The following is a 16,397-nucleotide window of genomic DNA, read 5'->3' as shown; positions in this document are numbered from 1 at the left end:
CTTATGACCATACACAGAGAAGGAAGAGTTTTGTTATTTTGGATGCTAATTATATTAGTTGCCGGTAATTACCTCATCATCTATTTCATGCCAGATGCCAGAGTACTTTCTAATGTTGCTGTATTAGGAAGTATTGCGCTATACCTGATTATTCTACAGTTTTTCAGAAGCCCAATTATCCAATTGCCATCAGACGAAAGTTTGGTATACGCTCCCGTAGATGGGAAAGTAGTGGTGATTGAAGAGACTTTTGAAGAGGAGTATTTGAAAGAAAACCGTAGACAAGTATCGATTTTCATGTCTCCGATCAATGTGCATATCACTAGATCTCCGATCAAAGGGATTGTGGAGTTTTTTCAATATCATCCAGGAAAATACCTGGTAGCATGGCACCCAAAGTCAAGTACAGAGAATGAGCGTACTACGATGGTGGTGACGCATGAGAATGGTACTAAACTGTTGGTAAGACAGGTTGCGGGTGCTCTAGCAAGAAGAATCAAGTGGTATGTGAAGCCAGGTTCTGAATTGGAACAAGGCGGTGAATTCGGTTTTATCAAATTCGGTTCTCGTGTGGATGTTTATCTTCCTTTGGATGCTGAAATCATAGTTGGGTTGGAAGATAAAACTAAGGGCGGAAGAACTCCTATTGCGAGGTTGAAATAGGGGTTACTAGTTTTTATTGAAAATACTTTTAGATTAGTTTGAATTTCTGTAGCGATTATAGTCTTCGTTTCGTAATAGACTTTGTCAACCAAATTTTTGAATGATGAGATACTTATGCCTTCTTTTTATAGCTGCTTGTACAGCATCACTTTTTAGTTGTACTGATTCTGAAGAACCTATGTCTCCACTGATAGGAGCTTGGGAAAATAGGGAATACGTAGACTCACTCAATTATTGGATTGTAGAGAGGTATGATTTTGTCAATGATAGCACCTATGATATCAATGTGACAGTCAGAGAGTCAGAAACAGGTAAAGATCTTGGCTATAGGTTCGCTACTCGAGGTTGGTATAATTTGCAGGCAAATGATTTTACCTTTACGTATTCAGAGATGTATCAAATAAAGAATTATTATCTCCCTAGTCGCGATAATTTATACGCCCCTAAAAATGAATTGAGATTTTCTGAAATTGATTTTAGCGATACACCTACTGCCAATTTGACTTTTTCCTCAGATGGAAAGCAATTTGAGCTTTTGGCTGAGTGCTTAGGATATAATTCGGAATGCTCACTCCCAAAAACGTATAGTAAAATTAACTAGGAAGTTTTTCTGCTCTTATAAATCCAATAGCCTAAGCCCAGCGTACTTAGAAAAAAAATTGTAGTAGTCCACTCAAATGTTCTTCGTGAGCTGAGCATTTTATCAAGTGATTTGTCTCTTTCCGCAACAGCTCTTTTTAGTGCCTGTACATCCTTTTCTTGTTTGAAAGCAATGGCTTTGTAGTCTTCTCCTGTTTGAGTAGCTGAGGTAGTCTCTATATCCCCAATCATTCGCAACTCATCCATGATCAGGTTGTCTTTCTGAATGATTCTCTCCAGCCATTCATTCGTTTCGATCATGTCCTTTTTGGTACGATTACCGAATATTCCTGACTTTTTGCTTTCGGATTCTTTCCATTGCTGCGTGAGCGCATCGCGATCTTGAACCATTTTTTCCAGTTTCGCTTGGCCAGCTTCAGTGAATTGAGGAGAGAATAAGTTTAAAATCAGTAGAATTAATCCAAAGGTCATTTTTGTTGAGGGTATAAGGTGCTATAAGTAAGCGGTTCTTGATGATCATCACTTCGCTTGCTTCTAATATAAAGTAAAGCGAAGACAAGCATGCCTACAAAGAAAATCAATGTGGCAGTTTTAGATTTCCATTGATCCAATTCTTGCGTGTAGATCTCATGGTTTTTATGTGCTAGTTGACTCTTTAGCCTTTGAATATCTTTCTCTTGTGAAACTGCAATAGCTTGAAAATTTGCGCTTCTATCTGCCGGTTCCGCGCTAGCGATTAGCTCGGAACTTCCAAGGTCGATTGCTTGTGCACTACTTTCTATTCGGTGAGTGTTTTGAGTCAAGTCTTCCGAGTGACGGGAATCATACCCACTTGCATAAATTTGAAGAGGTAATAAAAATAGCCAAGTAAAAATTGCAGTTTTCATAAGTGTATAATTTGTTTTCAAAGGCCTTATGGAATCTCGCATGATAAATAATGATCCGAGTGTGTTACACTCGCCATGCTCGATCTCATAAGATTGGTGGTTTTTTCTATCCACTATCCAAACAGCATTCCACTTGACAAATTATTTTTTCCAACCTCGGGTCATTTCTTTTTTACCAGGAGGTCCAGGTAAGATTTCTACTTCAAGTCCTACATCCTTCAGGTCTCTTCTCAGCTGCCCAGTAGCGCAGTAAGTTGTTAATATTCCACCGGGGTTTAAGGATGAACAAACCTTGCTTAGAATCTCCTTTGTCCACATTTCTGGTTGTTTACTCGGCGCAAATGCATCATAGAAGACGACGTCGGTAGGATACAACACCACATCTTGAAGGCTTATTTTTTCCTTTTTCATGTTGAAATATTCAGACATGATAATGCCTTTATCCCAATCAGCTTTATGCAATCGCTGTAGATATGGTTTGTAATGAAAAATCGCATCATCCATATCACCATAATTTAACTGGGAATAAATATCCTCAGGTAGTGGAAATGGCTCAATACTATGATAAAGCACTGGGATTTGATTTTGCTCCGCCCAAACTAAGGTGAGCCAAGCATTGAGTCCTGTGCCGAATCCAACTTCGAAAATACGAATAGGCTTTTTGTTGGGATTATTCATTACCCAAGAATCTAGCCCGTACAGCATACATATGTGGATGGATTCTCTAAAAGCGCCACCTGAATTGTGATAGCTTTCTTTTAGCTCGTCGTTGTATAGAGAATGTGAGCCGTCCTCAGTCGTTATAATTCTTAAATTTCCACTCATACCGAATAAATTAAAGCTGAACAATATGCTGAGACACCTTCTTGTCTACCAACAAATCCTAATTTCTCAGTAGTCGTGGCTTTGATGGAAATATCATTCTCAGACACATTCATCACTTCTGAAAGACACGTCTTCATTGTAGGAATATGTGGATTGACTTTCGGGAGTTGCAGGCAGATTGTAGTATCTAAGTTGCCTACTTCATAACCAGCTTCCCTAATGAGAACCATTACTTCAGCAAGAAGGATTTTGCTGTCTATGCCTTTGAATTTAGGGTCTTGATCGGAAAAATGGTGTCCAATGTCGCGCAGATTTGCAGCTCCAAGTAGCGCGTCGCAAATTACGTGTATCAGCACATCTGCATCCGAATGACCGACAGCACCTTTTTCATATTCTAATTTGATCCCCCCCAGCCAGAAGTCGTAGCCTTCTTTGAGTTGATGAACATCGTAACCGAAACCTATTCTGAATTTGTTCATGCAGGTACAGATTTATAATATAAGACAGAGGAGTTTTCTTCACGGATCAGGCTATTTGCCCAAGTCATAATTTCTTCTCCTTTTATTTTTGATTTATTTTCGAATTCCTCCCAGTAAAGGTCTGGATTTCCAAGCTGCGCATAATTCGCCAGATTCATTGCTCGATTGAGTACTTGAATGGATTCGTAGGTCTTCATGGCTTCTCCCTGATTCTTCACTTTCTGCAGAGAAAGATCGGATATTTCCGAAGTTAGAAATTTAGAAACTACCTCGTCTAATGCGTTTTCGGCTTCTTCCGCAGTAACCCCAGATTCCATTTTCCCAGAGAAGATCAACAGCCCCGGATCTACAGACCCTAAGACGTATGCTCCTACAGAAGCGAAAAGCTTCCCGTTTTTAACCAAAGTTTGCTCCAATAGTGAAGACTTTCCAAAGCCTATGATATCTGTAATCAGATCCGCTTCCAAATAACCCTCGGCCAATTTTGCCGGCATTTTATAAGCTTTATATAATGCGTCTGTAGGGACAGCTGCCTCTACAACTTTGGCTCTTTTGGTGTTTTGTGTTGCCTCGACGGGGATGTGGAGATTTGATTTTGAAAGATTAGGAATTGGCTCAAACCATTTCTTTGCCAATCGCTCTACCTCGGCTTGAGTAACTGCACCCGCAACGACCAAAATAGCATTATCAGGTCTATAATTCGCTCGATAAAATTCCCAGACATCTTCTGCTGTATAGTTGATGATGTCGTCTAGATTCTGTCCTATGGTCGGCCAGCGGTAGGGATGGGTGTCGTATGCTAGATCCCGCAAGTGATGGAATACATCGCCATAAGGTTGATTGATATAGCGCTGTTTATATTCCTCCATCACTACTTTTCGCTGAGTCTCTATTGTTTTCTCGCTTAGGGTCAATTGAAGCATACGATCAGATTCCAGCCAAAAGGCCGTTTCTAAATTCGCAGCAGGAATGGTGATGTAATAGTTAGTGATGTCGGGACTGGTGAATGCATTGCATGCACCTCCGACACGTTCCAATTCACGATCGAAAACAGGGACATTGGCAGAACTTCCAAACATCAAATGCTCGAAGAAATGGGCAAGTCCAGTTTTGCCGAGCTTTTCATTTCGGGATCCGACTTTATATAACAGGTTGAAAACAGCGATTTTACTGCCGTGATCCTCATGGACGATCACTTCCAGTCCGTTTTCTAGGAAAAATCTTGTGTAGGGTAGCATAATTGTAGCTTGCAAAGCTAAGATAATTGCCAATTTTGGCTAATTAGGAAGGCTTATTTTAACTAAACCTTCAACGGAATTCTAATGTTTAATTAGAATCAACTCCATTAGTGTAAGCATTCCTGATTTTTCCGAAAAAAAAACGAACTTTGGAATGATTGCTTAAGTTAGTTATCCATTACAACCCTCATCAGCTTCCTCATGAAATTGAGCATTGCTCAAGTGTTGCAGACTATTATGATTAACATGTATGCGAAATTCCATGTGGCCTTTGAAAATCAAATTATAAACACATGAAAAAACATTGCGTAGAACTCCATCAAACGGGACAGTTTTCACAATTTTTTTTGGATTACATAGGAGGGAAAAAAGAGTTGACTCCTTTTTATTCTCATGCTCCTAAGTTGGAGAGCTTCAAGCAAGCAATTGAACAGAAAACTTTTTCTCATGAAAACCGAAAGGTTTTGGTAGAGGCGCTTCATAGCCAATATGCCAATCAGGAAGTGAGTTACGCTGTTTCTTCGAATATTGATTCCTTGGCTTCTGATCGTACGTTTACAGTGACTACGGGGCATCAACTGAATCTCTTCACTGGGCCATTATACTTTATTTACAAAATTGTCTCTACTATTAATCTTGCTAAGAAATTGGCGGAAACATATCCAATGCACAAGTTTGTGCCAGTGTATTGGATGGCTACAGAGGATCATGATTTTGACGAGATCAATTACTTCAAGCTTGATGGAAAGAAATACCAGTGGAATTCTGATCAGACTGGTGCCGTAGGAGATTTTGAATTGGATAAGAGTTTCAAGGAATTTCTAAAGTCAGTTTCATTTGCGCCGGAGGTTTTTCAAGAAGCTTATTCCACATCCAAAACTTTAGCAGAAGCTGTCAGGAAATATGTAGATGCATTGTTTGGAGAGCAGGGATTGGTAATCGTAGATGGCGATGATTCGAAGTTGAAAAGAGAGTTTTCAGAAGTGATTCTTTCCGATTTGTTTGAGCATAAGCCCTTCGAAAAAGCTAGTCAGGCCACTGAGGCTTTGGAAGAATTAGGATACAGCAGTCAGATATTCCCTCGAGAGATCAATTTCTTTTACCTGGATAAAGGAGTGAGGGAGCGAATCGAAACAATGGAGTCTGGATTCGGTGTGGTGAATACTGAGTTGCGATTTACAGATGAAGAGATGAAGGCTTTGGTAGAGAAGCATCCAGAGCGATTCAGTCCAAATGTGGTGTTAAGACCACTGTATCAAGAGGTGATTTTGCCAAATCTCGCCTATTTAGGAGGGCCTGCGGAAGTGGTGTATTGGCTTCAGTTGAAAAGTGTGTTTGATCATTTTGATGTTCCTTTCCCCGTCGTGTTGCCTCGTAATTTTGCTTTGCTTATCAATGAGAAAGTTCAAAGGAAAATGAAGCAGATGAATTGGGATGCGGAGGATCTGTTTGTTGATATTAAGCACTGGAAAAAGATTTTTGTGAAAGCGGAGGCTAGTATTGATATAGAGCTGACTAAGCAAAAAGAAGTAATTTCGGCACTTTTTGATGCAAAAGGACAGGAAGCTGCTCATTTAGAGAAAAGTCTCGAGAATGCCTTTGAGGCTGGTAAAGTGCGGTCATTGAAGATCATCGACCAGATGGCTACTAAGCTTCGAAAGGCTGAAGAACGCAGATTGCATACGCAGATAGAACGTGCCTGTTGTATTCAGGAATTAGTGAAGCCAGGGGGGAGCCCTCAGGAACGAGTTGTGAATATGATGCAATTCTATCTGAGTAATCCTAATTTGATTTCAGAGTTATTGGATTGTTTTGATCCGCTGGATTTCAGAATGATGGTATTGGCAAATGAGTCTTGACAAACAACAGCTAAGAACTTTCTATAAGGAACTGCGAGCAGCACTTTCAGATGAAGAGCTGGAGAGAAAATCACTAGAGATCACAGATAATGTGATTGCATTTTTAAGTGAGCGAAAAGAGCTAATCCATTTTCATCTATTTTTCCCAATTCCTAAGCAACGGGAAATTAATACCTATCTGATTAAAGAGTATTTAGAGTTAAATGGAGATACTGTTTACACCTCAAGAGTGGAGTCTGATTCGTTGATTTTACATACGTTACTTTTACAGCCCTACACAAAATTTCAATTTGATACTTGGGGGATTCCAGTCCCAGAAGAGTTTGAGTTGGTGACAAACGAGTCAATTCAAGTCGTTTTTGTTCCGTTATTGGCTTTTGATCAAAAAGGACATAGAATCGGTTTTGGGAAAGGGTATTACGATGTGTTTTTGGCTAGTCTTGATCCTTCGGTATTGAAGATTGGATTGAGTTTTTTTCCTGCTGAGCTAAGTATTTCGCCAGAATTGCACGATATCCAGCTAGATTATTGCATTACGCCAGAAAATATCATTACTTTTTGATCTGTAATTAATTAAACATTCCATGCGGTTTACTCTTTTTGTGGCTTTTGCCACTCTTTCTCTTGCGTTTTCATCTATCATTGAGTCTAAGGCGCAGATTGCAGATTACAATACTATGATTGGGATTACATATGGAACCAATATTGGAGGAACTGTAAAGCAATTTATTTCAGCGCAAGGAGCAGTGGATCTTCTTGTCTATAGAAGGTGGAAAGGCTGGGTTGCAGCTGCCCTGTATGAACATCACATGGATATTAGGGAATTCCGAGGTTTAGAGTGGTATTTTGGTGGAGGAGCACACTACGGGATGTGGAAAGATGGAAAGGGAGAACCACCATGGGTTTATAAAATTGATCAAGATTATAATGTATATGGGGTAGATGCGATCGTAGGAGTGGAATACAATATCAATCAAAGTAATTTTTATGTAGGGTTATATTGGAAGCCAGCATATAATTTTAATGAATTCACTAAGGTTTGGGAAGATGATGCAGCCTTTACATTGCGGTATTCTTTGTAAGACCTGAAATGATGACAGAAGATCGATCTTTCCGATTCCGCAGCGTGAGATGGATGCAAACTCTAGTTTGATTCAAAATACGGCCTGCACTAATTAATATTTCAGAAGTATATATTTCAATGAAGCAGCGCCGTAAAGGAGCTGCTTTTTTATTGATTCTCTTTTATATCGCTCTTTATCATTACATTAAAATCTGATTTTTGTTTCTTTTTAAAACTAGCTTTTTATGGCACAGTCAGCTGATATTTCCGAACGCTTAAAGCCTTTTAAATCAATTGGAGTCTGTTTTAGCGGTGGTGGATACAGAGCAACAGCTTTTAGCCTTGGGGTATTGGATTACCTGAATAGAATTGAATTAGAGGGTAAGCCACTTCTAGAAAAACGTCATTGCAATTAGTTCAGCAAGTGGTGGTACCATCACGGCTGGTCTATTTACTGCCAGCAATGCCAAGGGGGAAGCCTTTGATAATTTTTACTCAAAGCTTTATTCATTTTTGAAAGAAGATAAGCTTGTAGATGAGGCAACGTCCAAATTTATGGATAATGACTTGTGTCAGACTACCACTAGAAGTAGGTCAGTCATCAATGGATTTGCACTCACTTACCATTAAAAGTTGGTAGACGAAACCTTTGATGCTTTAAAGCCTGAGAATATAAAAGGTCATCTGAAATATGTTTGTTTTAATGCCACGGAGTTTTCTTACGGGCTAACTTTTAGATTTCAGAATATCAATAAGTTTGGGAATTATGAATTGAAATGTGACCAGATTCAGGCAGTTTTGAAAGACATACGTATTGCAGATGCTATTGCTTCTTCCTCTTGTTTTCCGGTAGGTTTTGATCCGATGATTTTTCCACATGACTACCTAGAGAATCACGAAAGCCAGGAATATATTGATTTAATCAACTTGGCGGATTGCGCGAAGTGTGTAGTATAATGGACGGAGGGATTGTTGATTATCAAGGGATTGGTAGCATGGTAAATTTTGATAAATGTTCTTGAGATGGCTTTCCTTTAGATCTACTTATTGTGAATGATGTTGATGTTTTCGAGATGCCTTCTTGGACTCCATACGAAGGTTCCGATTCCCATGAGGGTCAGGGATCTTTTTCATCTTATGTCGCAGGATGGTTGGGATACCTTCAGATGAAGCCTATTCATTGGATTGGACTTTTGATAGGAATCTTTGGGCTAATTTTTTCCAGTGTTTTAGATGTGTTTTTTGGCAAAACTTGGATATTGCTTTATGGTATTTTCAGTGGAATAATTGGAGTATTTGCCTTATTGACAGGCTTGGGTCTTTTTGGTGATTACTTGGTGAAAAAAGCGAAGAAGGAATTGCAGGGGAAGATTAAAAATGCCTTGCCTCACGCCTTGCTGGATGACGTTGAGAAATTCGCTGATTTGGAAGTAAATCAGGTCAAAAAAATGATAATAAATAGTTGGACTTCTGCATTGCTGATGATCAATGAGATATTCCTTAGACAAATAAGAAGATTGAACTTTGACTTACTTTATTCATCACCTGAATTAATTAATAGGCGAATTACTTCTATGGTATACCAATTGAACGGGATACAAAACACCCTATGTAAGGCTAAACAGAAGGAGACAGCTGAGGAAATCACTATTTCAACGCGAATCAAACAATCCGCATTAATTGCTTCCATGATGCCCTCCACACTTTGGTGGGATGCAGAAGATCTAAAAGTACGACGCCAAGAAAATCTTATTGCGTGTGGCCAGTTTACTACATGCTACAATCTGATTAAATACATTCAGGATCTTCCTGAGGAATACCAAACAGAAAAGGTCAAGATGCTAGAAAAAGTGCTTGTAAAGGATTGGAAAAAATTTGAAGATGATCCTTTACTTTTTGTCAAAGAAAGACAATCCTGAAATAGTCCGGGATAAAAGTGATTTATGAGACTTAATTTACCTAGCCTAAGCTTTGACTATTTAAAATTAGGCTTCAGTTGCAAGGCCGGAAAGATAATTATCCTAGAAGAAGAGTTTTTAGATTTTTACTTCTAATTAACTACTTTTCAAAATATAATTTTGATTTTAAAGATCGGCCTTTTGAATAGTTTGTGCCCTTGAGCTTGTTATTTTTCATCAAATCGCTAAAAACACCACTTTTATTAGACCAGGTTTTCAAAGTATCGCTAATAAAGATGAGTTATGTACAATTATTAGACCCATTTATATGAAATCTTAATATTCATAGCTTAAAATTTATGAAGTAACGGAGACTGCAAAATTTTATACTTTAAAATAATATTAAATTGATTTTTTATTCCGTTTTAGATCATTATTGATGGTGTTGATTCAATATTATTTTTTTCAAATAAAATTTTATTTTTTTTAAAAATATTTATTTTTTAAAAATTCAGAATTTAATTCTGTTTCGAATAAATCAAATGTTTTTTTTCTGTTAAAAATCCTTAACAATAGCTTGATATCCAAACAATCTATCTTTTTATCCGCTTGGAAAACATTTAAACCGTTGAATTACCAAAAAACGATAAAGTTATATTTTGGTGTTTATAAAGATTGTTTATTGAATTTTATCGAATATAATTGATTTATTGAACTATTAAATTGCACTATACTGATTTACCCACTTTCTTAATAGTATTTTGATAATGCATTTAAATAATTTTTATTTACTCATCAACCAAAATTTAAAACCTTATGAGAAAAGCTTTACTATGTATTGTTGCGCTTTTTACCATGACCCTCACCTTTGAGGTGTCTGCGCAGCAACGGGTAATTACCGGAACGGTAATTTCCGAAGAAGACGGACTCGGCTTGCCGGGTGCCACCATCCTTGTGAAGGGTACAACAGTGGGAACTACCACTGATTTAGATGGAAATTATTCCATTACCGTGCCTGGGGGTTCTGATGTTTTGATTTATTCTTTTATAGGGTTAAAACCCGCGGAAGAAGTAATCGGAAACAGAACTATAATTAATGTCACTTTGATGACTGATGCTGCACAACTTAATGAAATTGTAGTGACAGCAATTGGTATTGAAAGAGAGAAAAAAGCTTTGGGCTATGGCGTAACCACTGTAGGTGACGAACAGCTTTCGAACCGACCAGAGCAAGATGTTGCCCGAGTATTGCAGGGCAAAGTACCGGGAGTAAATATCACCTCAACTAACGGTATGACAGGTTCAGGTACAAACATGGTAATCAGAGGATACTCCTCTGCTACTGGTTCTAACCAGCCATTGTTTGTTGTGGATGGGGTTCCGTTCAACACAAGTACCAATAATACTAACGGGTTTACTACGGGTGGAGCGACTACTTCTTCTCGATTCTTGGATATTGATCCAAATAATATCGAAAGTATGTCAGTTCTAAAGGGTCTCTCTGCAACCGTTCTTTATGGAGATCAGGGAAGAAACGGTGTAATCTTGATTACTACTAAATCTGGTTCATCTAAAAGGAAAGCAGCAGAAGTAACGATCAGTCAATCCCTATTCTCTAATAAAGCGGCGTCTTTGCCTACTTATGGTACTGAATACGGGAATGGATTCCAGCAGTCTCCAGGTTTCTTCTTTTCAAACTTCGGTCCTGGATTGAATGAAGGTATAACTGTAAGGCACCCCTATGCTAACTCTTCTGTCGCTTCGGTAAGAGAAGCTTTCCCTGAGTTTTGGGTAGATGGAATAGTGGGCGGAACGCCAATCCAATATGAGTATAAGGCATACGAGGATCCTTCTACAGCTTTCTTCCGAACTGGAATGGTTTCGAATACTTCTGTGCAAATCGCGGGAGGTTCTGATAAAACTGGATTCAGCGCTAGTTTCGGTTATACCGACGATGAAGGCTTTACTCCTGGTAATGAGATGGAAAAGTATAATTTTGGTTTAGGTGTGAACTCTGCGGTTACAGACAAGCTTTATGTAAATTCCTCTTTCACATTTGCAATTACAGATTTGGCATCACCACCAGTTAACGCTGCATCTGGATCTGGACCTTCAGGAGGTATTCCTTCTGTTTTTGCACACGTATTGTATACTCCTCGATCTGTGGATTTGGCTGGATTGCCTTTTGAGAATCCAACGGATCATAGCTCAGTTTACTACAGAGGTGGTAATGACATTGTGAACCCACGTTGGTTAGCGAAGTATTATTCTAACACGTCTGACGTACAGCGTTTCTTTAATTCAACTTCTTTGGTTTATGATGTAAGTGATGACTTTTCTGTCACATATAGATTTGGTCTAGATACTTATACAGAGAAGCAAGAGAAGCTATATAATAAAGGTGCAGGCAGCGGAAGTGCAGCTATCCAGTCTGGATTGTATAGTACAGCAAACATTACCAACACAATTTGGAATCAGGATTTGGTATTGAACTGGAAAAAGGAATTTTCTGAAAAATTCGGGATGAGCGCCTTGCTAGGAGGCAACTCAAGATATGATTCCTTTATTAGAGATGGAATTGAATCTCAGGGTCAGCTAGCTTTCGGGCTCTTCAATCACTCAAACTTTACAAGCTCTTCTGCTGCAGGTCTTAACTATGTTGAGGAACAAAGAAGAATTGGAGTTTATGCCAATTTAACTTTCGATTATTCTAATTTCCTTTATTTAAACTTGTCTGCGAGAAATGACTGGACTTCAACAGTAGAAGAAGAGAACAGAAGGATTTTGTATCCAGGAGCTTCAGTGTCATTTATTCCTACTTCCGCTTTTAACTGGAACTCAACGGTATTGAATGACTTGAAACTGAGATTGGCTTATGGTACTTCGGCTGGTTTCCCTAGTCCATATAGCACAAGAAATACACTCGCTCAAAATGCTATTGCCTTCTCCAGAGATGGTACTCTTACACAAACACACTCAGTATCCAATACGTTGGGTAATCCTAACCTAAGACCAGAACTTCAAGAAGAAATAGAGTTTGGTGCAGAAGCTGTCATGTTTAATAATAAGTTGAGCTTTGATCTCTCTCTATACGAGAAGAATACAAACGACTTGATTACAACTGCTCCAATTGATCCATCAACTGGATTTACCCAAACTACAATTAACGTGGGTAAGATTAGAACTCGAGGTGTAGAGTTTCAGGCGACAGTTACTCCTATTGCTACAGCATCAGGATTTACTTGGAATTCGATCGTAAACTGGAGTTTGTACAGATCAGTAACGATGGAACTAGGCGGAGGATTGGAAGAGATCGTAATTGCAGGATATACCAACTTGGGTAATTTTGCTATTCCGGGAGAGCCATTTAACGTAATCAAAGGAACTGGATTTGCAAGAGATCCTGATGGCAATCCGATTGTGCTTTCAGATGGTATTTATAAAGCAGATCCTGAATTGAAAATTCTAGGTGATCCTAATCCTAAGTGGACTGGATCTTGGATAAATACATTCTCTTTCAAAGGATTTTCTTTGATGGGAATGTTAGAATACAGACACAAGGGTGATGTGTTTTCAAATACTGTGACTGCCACTCTAGCAAGGGGTGTCACCAAAGATCCGGTAGCTGATAGAGAAATGTCTTTCATTATGCCAGGCGTAAGGGAAGATGGTCTTAATGCAGATGGAACTACGAAGTACGTACCAAATGATATTCAAATTTCCGCTTCTGATTACTTTTTCTCGGGTTACCAAGGAAGAACTGATGAGCCGAATCTATTTGATGGATCTATGATCCGACTTCGTGAGGTTTCACTGGGTTATGAATTGCCAAAAGGACTAATGGCTAAGACGCCTTTCAAGAGAGCAACTGTTGCAATTAGCGGTACTAACTTATGGAAGTTGGCATTGAACTTCCCTCCAAATATGAACTATGATGTAGACGTATTAGGAACAGGAGTTGGAAATGGTCTTGGTTTCGATTTCGTAACAGGACCTAGTTCAAAGAGATTTGGAGGAACTGTAACTCTTGCATTCTAATACCAAAAATAATATAACTATGAAAAAATATATATATAGTTTGTTGTGTGCGTCAACCATGTTATTTGCATCGTCCTGTGATCTAGATTTACTGGATAATCCAAATGCGGTAACAGCCTCCACAGCATCTCCTGATTTTCTACTGAATAGAATTCAGCTTGATTACAAAGATTTCTACCAAGGAATTAGTAATACAGGCATGGACCTGACTAGAATAACAAATCAAGGAAGTGCTCAGTATGAAAGTGCTTACACTACTTCATCTACAAATGGATGGTGGAATAATTCTTATGCTAATATTCTTGCAGATATTAAGTTTCTAGAGCCTTTGGCAATCGAAGGTGGATTGCAGAGACATTTAGGTATTTCTAAGACTATCAAAGCTATGGTGATGTTCAACTTGGTGGATGTATATGGTGATGTGCCTTATTCTGAAGCGTTGGATGCAGGGAATTTCAATCCTAAGGTAGATGGCGGTAAATCAATTTATGAAGCAGCGTTTGCTACATTGAATGAAGCTGCTGAACACTTTACAGGTACTTCTGCTGGTTCTCCAAATGATTATTTCTATGGCAGAAATTATACGCGATGGATCAAGTTAATCAATACCTTAAAGTTGAGATATTACCTGAATCTAAGGTTAACTGACGAAGCAGGATCCAAAGCTGGGATTGCAGCATTGGTAGCTGAAAATAACATGTTAGGCACAGGAGATGATTTCGCTTTCAAATTTGGCACTTCTTCTGCGAATCCAGATTCTAGACATGGTAATTTCGTAGGTTCTTATACTTCTGGTGGAGGAACATATCATTCTACATTCTACATGTGGCACATGACGGAGGCTAAGGGATTTGACGATCCTAGAGCACGCTTCTACTGGTATCGTCAAGTTACTGAGAATTCAACAAGTGTAGATGAGATTGAATGTATCTCCCAAATCGCTCCCCCTCATTATTTGAGTGGTGGGTTCATCTATTGCTTGCCAGGAACAAGGGGCTATTGGGGTCGTGATCACCTCGATCCAGATGGCGTTCCACCAGATGGTTTAAAAAGAACTATGTGGGGACTGTATCCTGTTGGTGGAAGATTTGATGATAATTCCGCTAAGCCAACTAATAGTACTTCATTAGGTGCTCAAGGAAAAGGATTGTATCCAATTATGCTTGCTGCCTATGTAGATTTTATGCTTGCTGAATATGCGTTAGAAATCAACAATGATGCAGCAGCAGCTAAGGCATATCTACTTTCTGGAATTACTAAGCATATGAGCTATGTAAAGTCTTATGCTCTTGGTACCCAGGAGGCCGGATCAATTAATGCATACTTTGCAAAACAAAGTACTACTCTTGATCAGGACATCGCCGCTTACATCGCTTTTGTTGCTTCTCAGTACGATAGTGCAGGCCCAGGTAACCCACTTTTGCCTAGCAAAATGTATGTTATTGGACGTGAGTATTGGTTATCTCTTTTCGGAAATGGGGTTGAGTCTTACAACCTTTACAAAAGAACCGGTGAGCCAGGAAATATGCAGCCAGGTCTAGAGCAAAACGCTGGAGATTTCCCTCGTTCGTTCTTGTATCCAAACGTGTATATGGTGACTAACACTAATGCAAGTCAGAAGTCTGGCTTGAGCGCACAGGTATTCTGGGACACTAATCCTGCAGGTAACAGTTGGGTATATTAACCAAAAAAAAATCGAGATAATATGAAAATGTTAAAATATAGTTTTGGGTTTCTTTTGGGTGCTTTGGTTTTCCTAAGCTCATGTAGAGATTTTGTTGATCCAGCCATCCCATATTCAGATTTTGATACAGGGGCATACTTGCGCACAATTGCAAGAACAAGTACAACCTTCAATTTCTTTAATCTTAACAACTCTAAATTCGCATTGACTCTAGAGGCAGTAGATAAGGAAGATGGAGCTACAGTTGAGACTGTAGAGATAAAGGTTCAGCATAGGAGATTGATTCCTGGTGTAGGCCTAAAATATACTCCTGCAGCCGCGCCGGTGTTGATTAAAACACTTCAGCCTTCAGATTTTGCTCCTAATACCGATTCTAGATTCTTAAGAACTAGCTTCGAAATTACTGCTGCTGAAGCAATGGCTGCTGTGGGATTGACTGCGGCTGATATTGAAGGAGGAGATACCTTTGAATTTAGCGTAATTTTGAATGATAAGTTCGGACGTTCATTCAATAGAGAGAATGTTTCAGGGAACATTGCCGGAGCACCATTCTACGATTCACCATTCCAGTATTTTGTGAATGTAGTTTGTCCTTCAGATTTGGGAGGTACATATTCATTCACTTCTACTAATATGGATTCTGTTTATGGATCTTGTGGAGGCACTATTTCTGGAACTACTACATGGACTCCAGTTTCTAACTCTCCTGGTGGCTATACTATTTCAGATGCGACTTTTGGATTCTGGAATTGTTATGGCGACTCTTGGGGTAGTGGAAACGTAAGAATAAATGATGCCTGCGGAAAACTCAGTATGTCAGGTGCAGATAAATATGGTGTAGGATATTCTATTACTGTATTAAGCAGTACTCCTGAAAAACTTGTATTCGTCTGGATAAATAGTGACGATGAAACAGGTGAGGTGACTATGACAGCTCAGGCTGGGAAACCTTTACCAATTCTTAGGTAATAGATATTTGGTTTATTTTGAAAGCAGCGTCCCTTGGGCGCTGCTTTTTTGTTATAGCCCTCAAAGTAATGGAGATGCAATAATTCCTACTCGACTGATATTTACTTTTCGTCTGACTTTATATTTTAATTTTTCATTAAGCAATAGAAGATACACTATCTAGTTTGAAGTAGGTAAATAGTAAATTTGTAAAG

Annotated in this window: 16 protein-coding genes; 11 read left to right on the top strand and 5 right to left on the bottom strand. The window is 38.9% G+C overall.

The annotated features are described in order from the left end of the window. The first annotated feature begins 3 nt into the window (after nucleotides 1-3). Both ESV85_RS08000 and ESV85_RS07995 read left to right on the top strand, forming a co-directional pair. The gene (locus tag ESV85_RS08000) at nucleotides 4-663 is read left to right on the top strand and encodes a phosphatidylserine decarboxylase family protein (protein WP_146916410.1); all 660 of its coding nucleotides are present in this window, start codon (nucleotides 4-6) and stop codon (nucleotides 661-663) included. Between the two features lie 103 nt (nucleotides 664-766). After that, entirely contained in the window at nucleotides 767-1,264 is a 498-nt protein-coding gene (locus ESV85_RS07995; RefSeq protein ID WP_146916408.1) for a hypothetical protein, read from the top strand. Here ESV85_RS07995 and ESV85_RS07990 read toward each other — a convergent pair. From ESV85_RS07990 to ESV85_RS07970, 5 genes are all read right to left on the bottom strand, one after another. Next, nucleotides 1,261-1,734 carry a Clp protease ClpB gene (locus ESV85_RS07990; RefSeq protein ID WP_146916406.1) on the bottom strand — a complete coding sequence of 158 codons (474 nt, stop codon included), beginning with the start codon at nucleotides 1,732-1,734 and terminating at the stop codon, nucleotides 1,261-1,263. The genes ESV85_RS07995 and ESV85_RS07990 overlap by 4 nt on opposite strands. Next, on the bottom strand, nucleotides 1,731-2,150 hold the full coding sequence (locus tag ESV85_RS07985) for a hypothetical protein (RefSeq protein WP_146916404.1): 420 nt from the start codon (nucleotides 2,148-2,150) through the stop codon (nucleotides 1,731-1,733). Before ESV85_RS07985 ends, ESV85_RS07990 begins: the two co-directional genes overlap by 4 nt. A 141-nt stretch (nucleotides 2,151-2,291) precedes the next feature. Further along, complete coding sequence (gene mnmD / locus ESV85_RS07980) at nucleotides 2,292-2,975, bottom strand: tRNA (5-methylaminomethyl-2-thiouridine)(34)-methyltransferase MnmD (protein WP_146916402.1); 684 nt, start codon at nucleotides 2,973-2,975, stop codon at nucleotides 2,292-2,294. Next, nucleotides 2,972-3,454 carry a 2-C-methyl-D-erythritol 2,4-cyclodiphosphate synthase gene (ispF, locus tag ESV85_RS07975; RefSeq protein WP_146916401.1) on the bottom strand — a complete coding sequence of 161 codons (483 nt, stop codon included), beginning with the start codon at nucleotides 3,452-3,454 and terminating at the stop codon, nucleotides 2,972-2,974. The genes mnmD and ispF overlap by 4 nt, the downstream gene beginning before the upstream one ends. Next, nucleotides 3,451-4,692 carry a M16 family metallopeptidase gene (locus ESV85_RS07970; protein ID WP_146916657.1) on the bottom strand — a complete coding sequence of 414 codons (1,242 nt, stop codon included), beginning with the start codon at nucleotides 4,690-4,692 and terminating at the stop codon, nucleotides 3,451-3,453. The genes ispF and ESV85_RS07970 overlap by 4 nt, the downstream gene beginning before the upstream one ends. A gap of 293 nt (nucleotides 4,693-4,985) precedes the next feature. Between ESV85_RS07970 and bshC the strand changes: the two genes are divergently transcribed. The 9 genes from bshC to ESV85_RS07930 all read left to right on the top strand — a co-directional run bounded on the left by bshC (nucleotide 4,986) and on the right by ESV85_RS07930 (nucleotide 16,203). Beyond that, a complete protein-coding gene (bshC, locus tag ESV85_RS07965; RefSeq protein WP_146916399.1) occupies nucleotides 4,986-6,551 on the top strand; it encodes a bacillithiol biosynthesis cysteine-adding enzyme BshC in 1,566 nt (521 codons plus the stop codon). Further along, complete coding sequence (locus tag ESV85_RS07960; protein ID WP_146916397.1) at nucleotides 6,541-7,113, top strand: 5-formyltetrahydrofolate cyclo-ligase; 573 nt, start codon at nucleotides 6,541-6,543, stop codon at nucleotides 7,111-7,113. The genes bshC and ESV85_RS07960 overlap by 11 nt, the downstream gene beginning before the upstream one ends. 22 nt (nucleotides 7,114-7,135) lie before the next feature. Next, nucleotides 7,136-7,633 carry a hypothetical protein gene (locus tag ESV85_RS07955; protein ID WP_146916395.1) on the top strand — a complete coding sequence of 166 codons (498 nt, stop codon included), beginning with the start codon at nucleotides 7,136-7,138 and terminating at the stop codon, nucleotides 7,631-7,633. A gap of 226 nt (nucleotides 7,634-7,859) precedes the next feature. Next, the gene (locus ESV85_RS22260) at nucleotides 7,860-8,030 is read left to right on the top strand and encodes a hypothetical protein (protein WP_191321972.1); all 171 of its coding nucleotides are present in this window, start codon (nucleotides 7,860-7,862) and stop codon (nucleotides 8,028-8,030) included. Between the two features lie 217 nt (nucleotides 8,031-8,247). Beyond that, a complete protein-coding gene (locus tag ESV85_RS07950; RefSeq protein ID WP_146916394.1) occupies nucleotides 8,248-8,571 on the top strand; it encodes a hypothetical protein in 324 nt (107 codons plus the stop codon). A gap of 92 nt (nucleotides 8,572-8,663) precedes the next feature. Next, complete coding sequence (locus ESV85_RS07945) at nucleotides 8,664-9,533, top strand: hypothetical protein (protein ID WP_146916392.1); 870 nt, start codon at nucleotides 8,664-8,666, stop codon at nucleotides 9,531-9,533. A gap of 795 nt (nucleotides 9,534-10,328) precedes the next feature. Then, the gene (locus ESV85_RS07940) at nucleotides 10,329-13,550 is read left to right on the top strand and encodes a SusC/RagA family TonB-linked outer membrane protein (RefSeq protein ID WP_146916390.1); all 3,222 of its coding nucleotides are present in this window, start codon (nucleotides 10,329-10,331) and stop codon (nucleotides 13,548-13,550) included. Between the two features lie 19 nt (nucleotides 13,551-13,569). Beyond that, nucleotides 13,570-15,234: a SusD/RagB family nutrient-binding outer membrane lipoprotein gene (locus ESV85_RS07935; RefSeq protein ID WP_146916388.1), complete on the top strand. Its 1,665-nt coding sequence runs from the start codon at nucleotides 13,570-13,572 to the stop codon at nucleotides 15,232-15,234. 21 nt (nucleotides 15,235-15,255) lie between these two features. Further along, complete coding sequence (locus ESV85_RS07930; protein WP_146916386.1) at nucleotides 15,256-16,203, top strand: hypothetical protein; 948 nt, start codon at nucleotides 15,256-15,258, stop codon at nucleotides 16,201-16,203. Nucleotides 16,204-16,397 lie beyond the last annotated feature (194 nt).

It is taken from the genome of Algoriphagus aquimarinus (assembly GCF_007997215.1).
GTDB classification, from domain to species: Bacteria; Bacteroidota; Bacteroidia; order Cytophagales; family Cyclobacteriaceae; genus Algoriphagus; species Algoriphagus aquimarinus_A.
The sequence above is the reverse complement of the archived record's forward strand: the minus strand, read 5'-3'. Positions and strand labels throughout refer to the sequence as shown.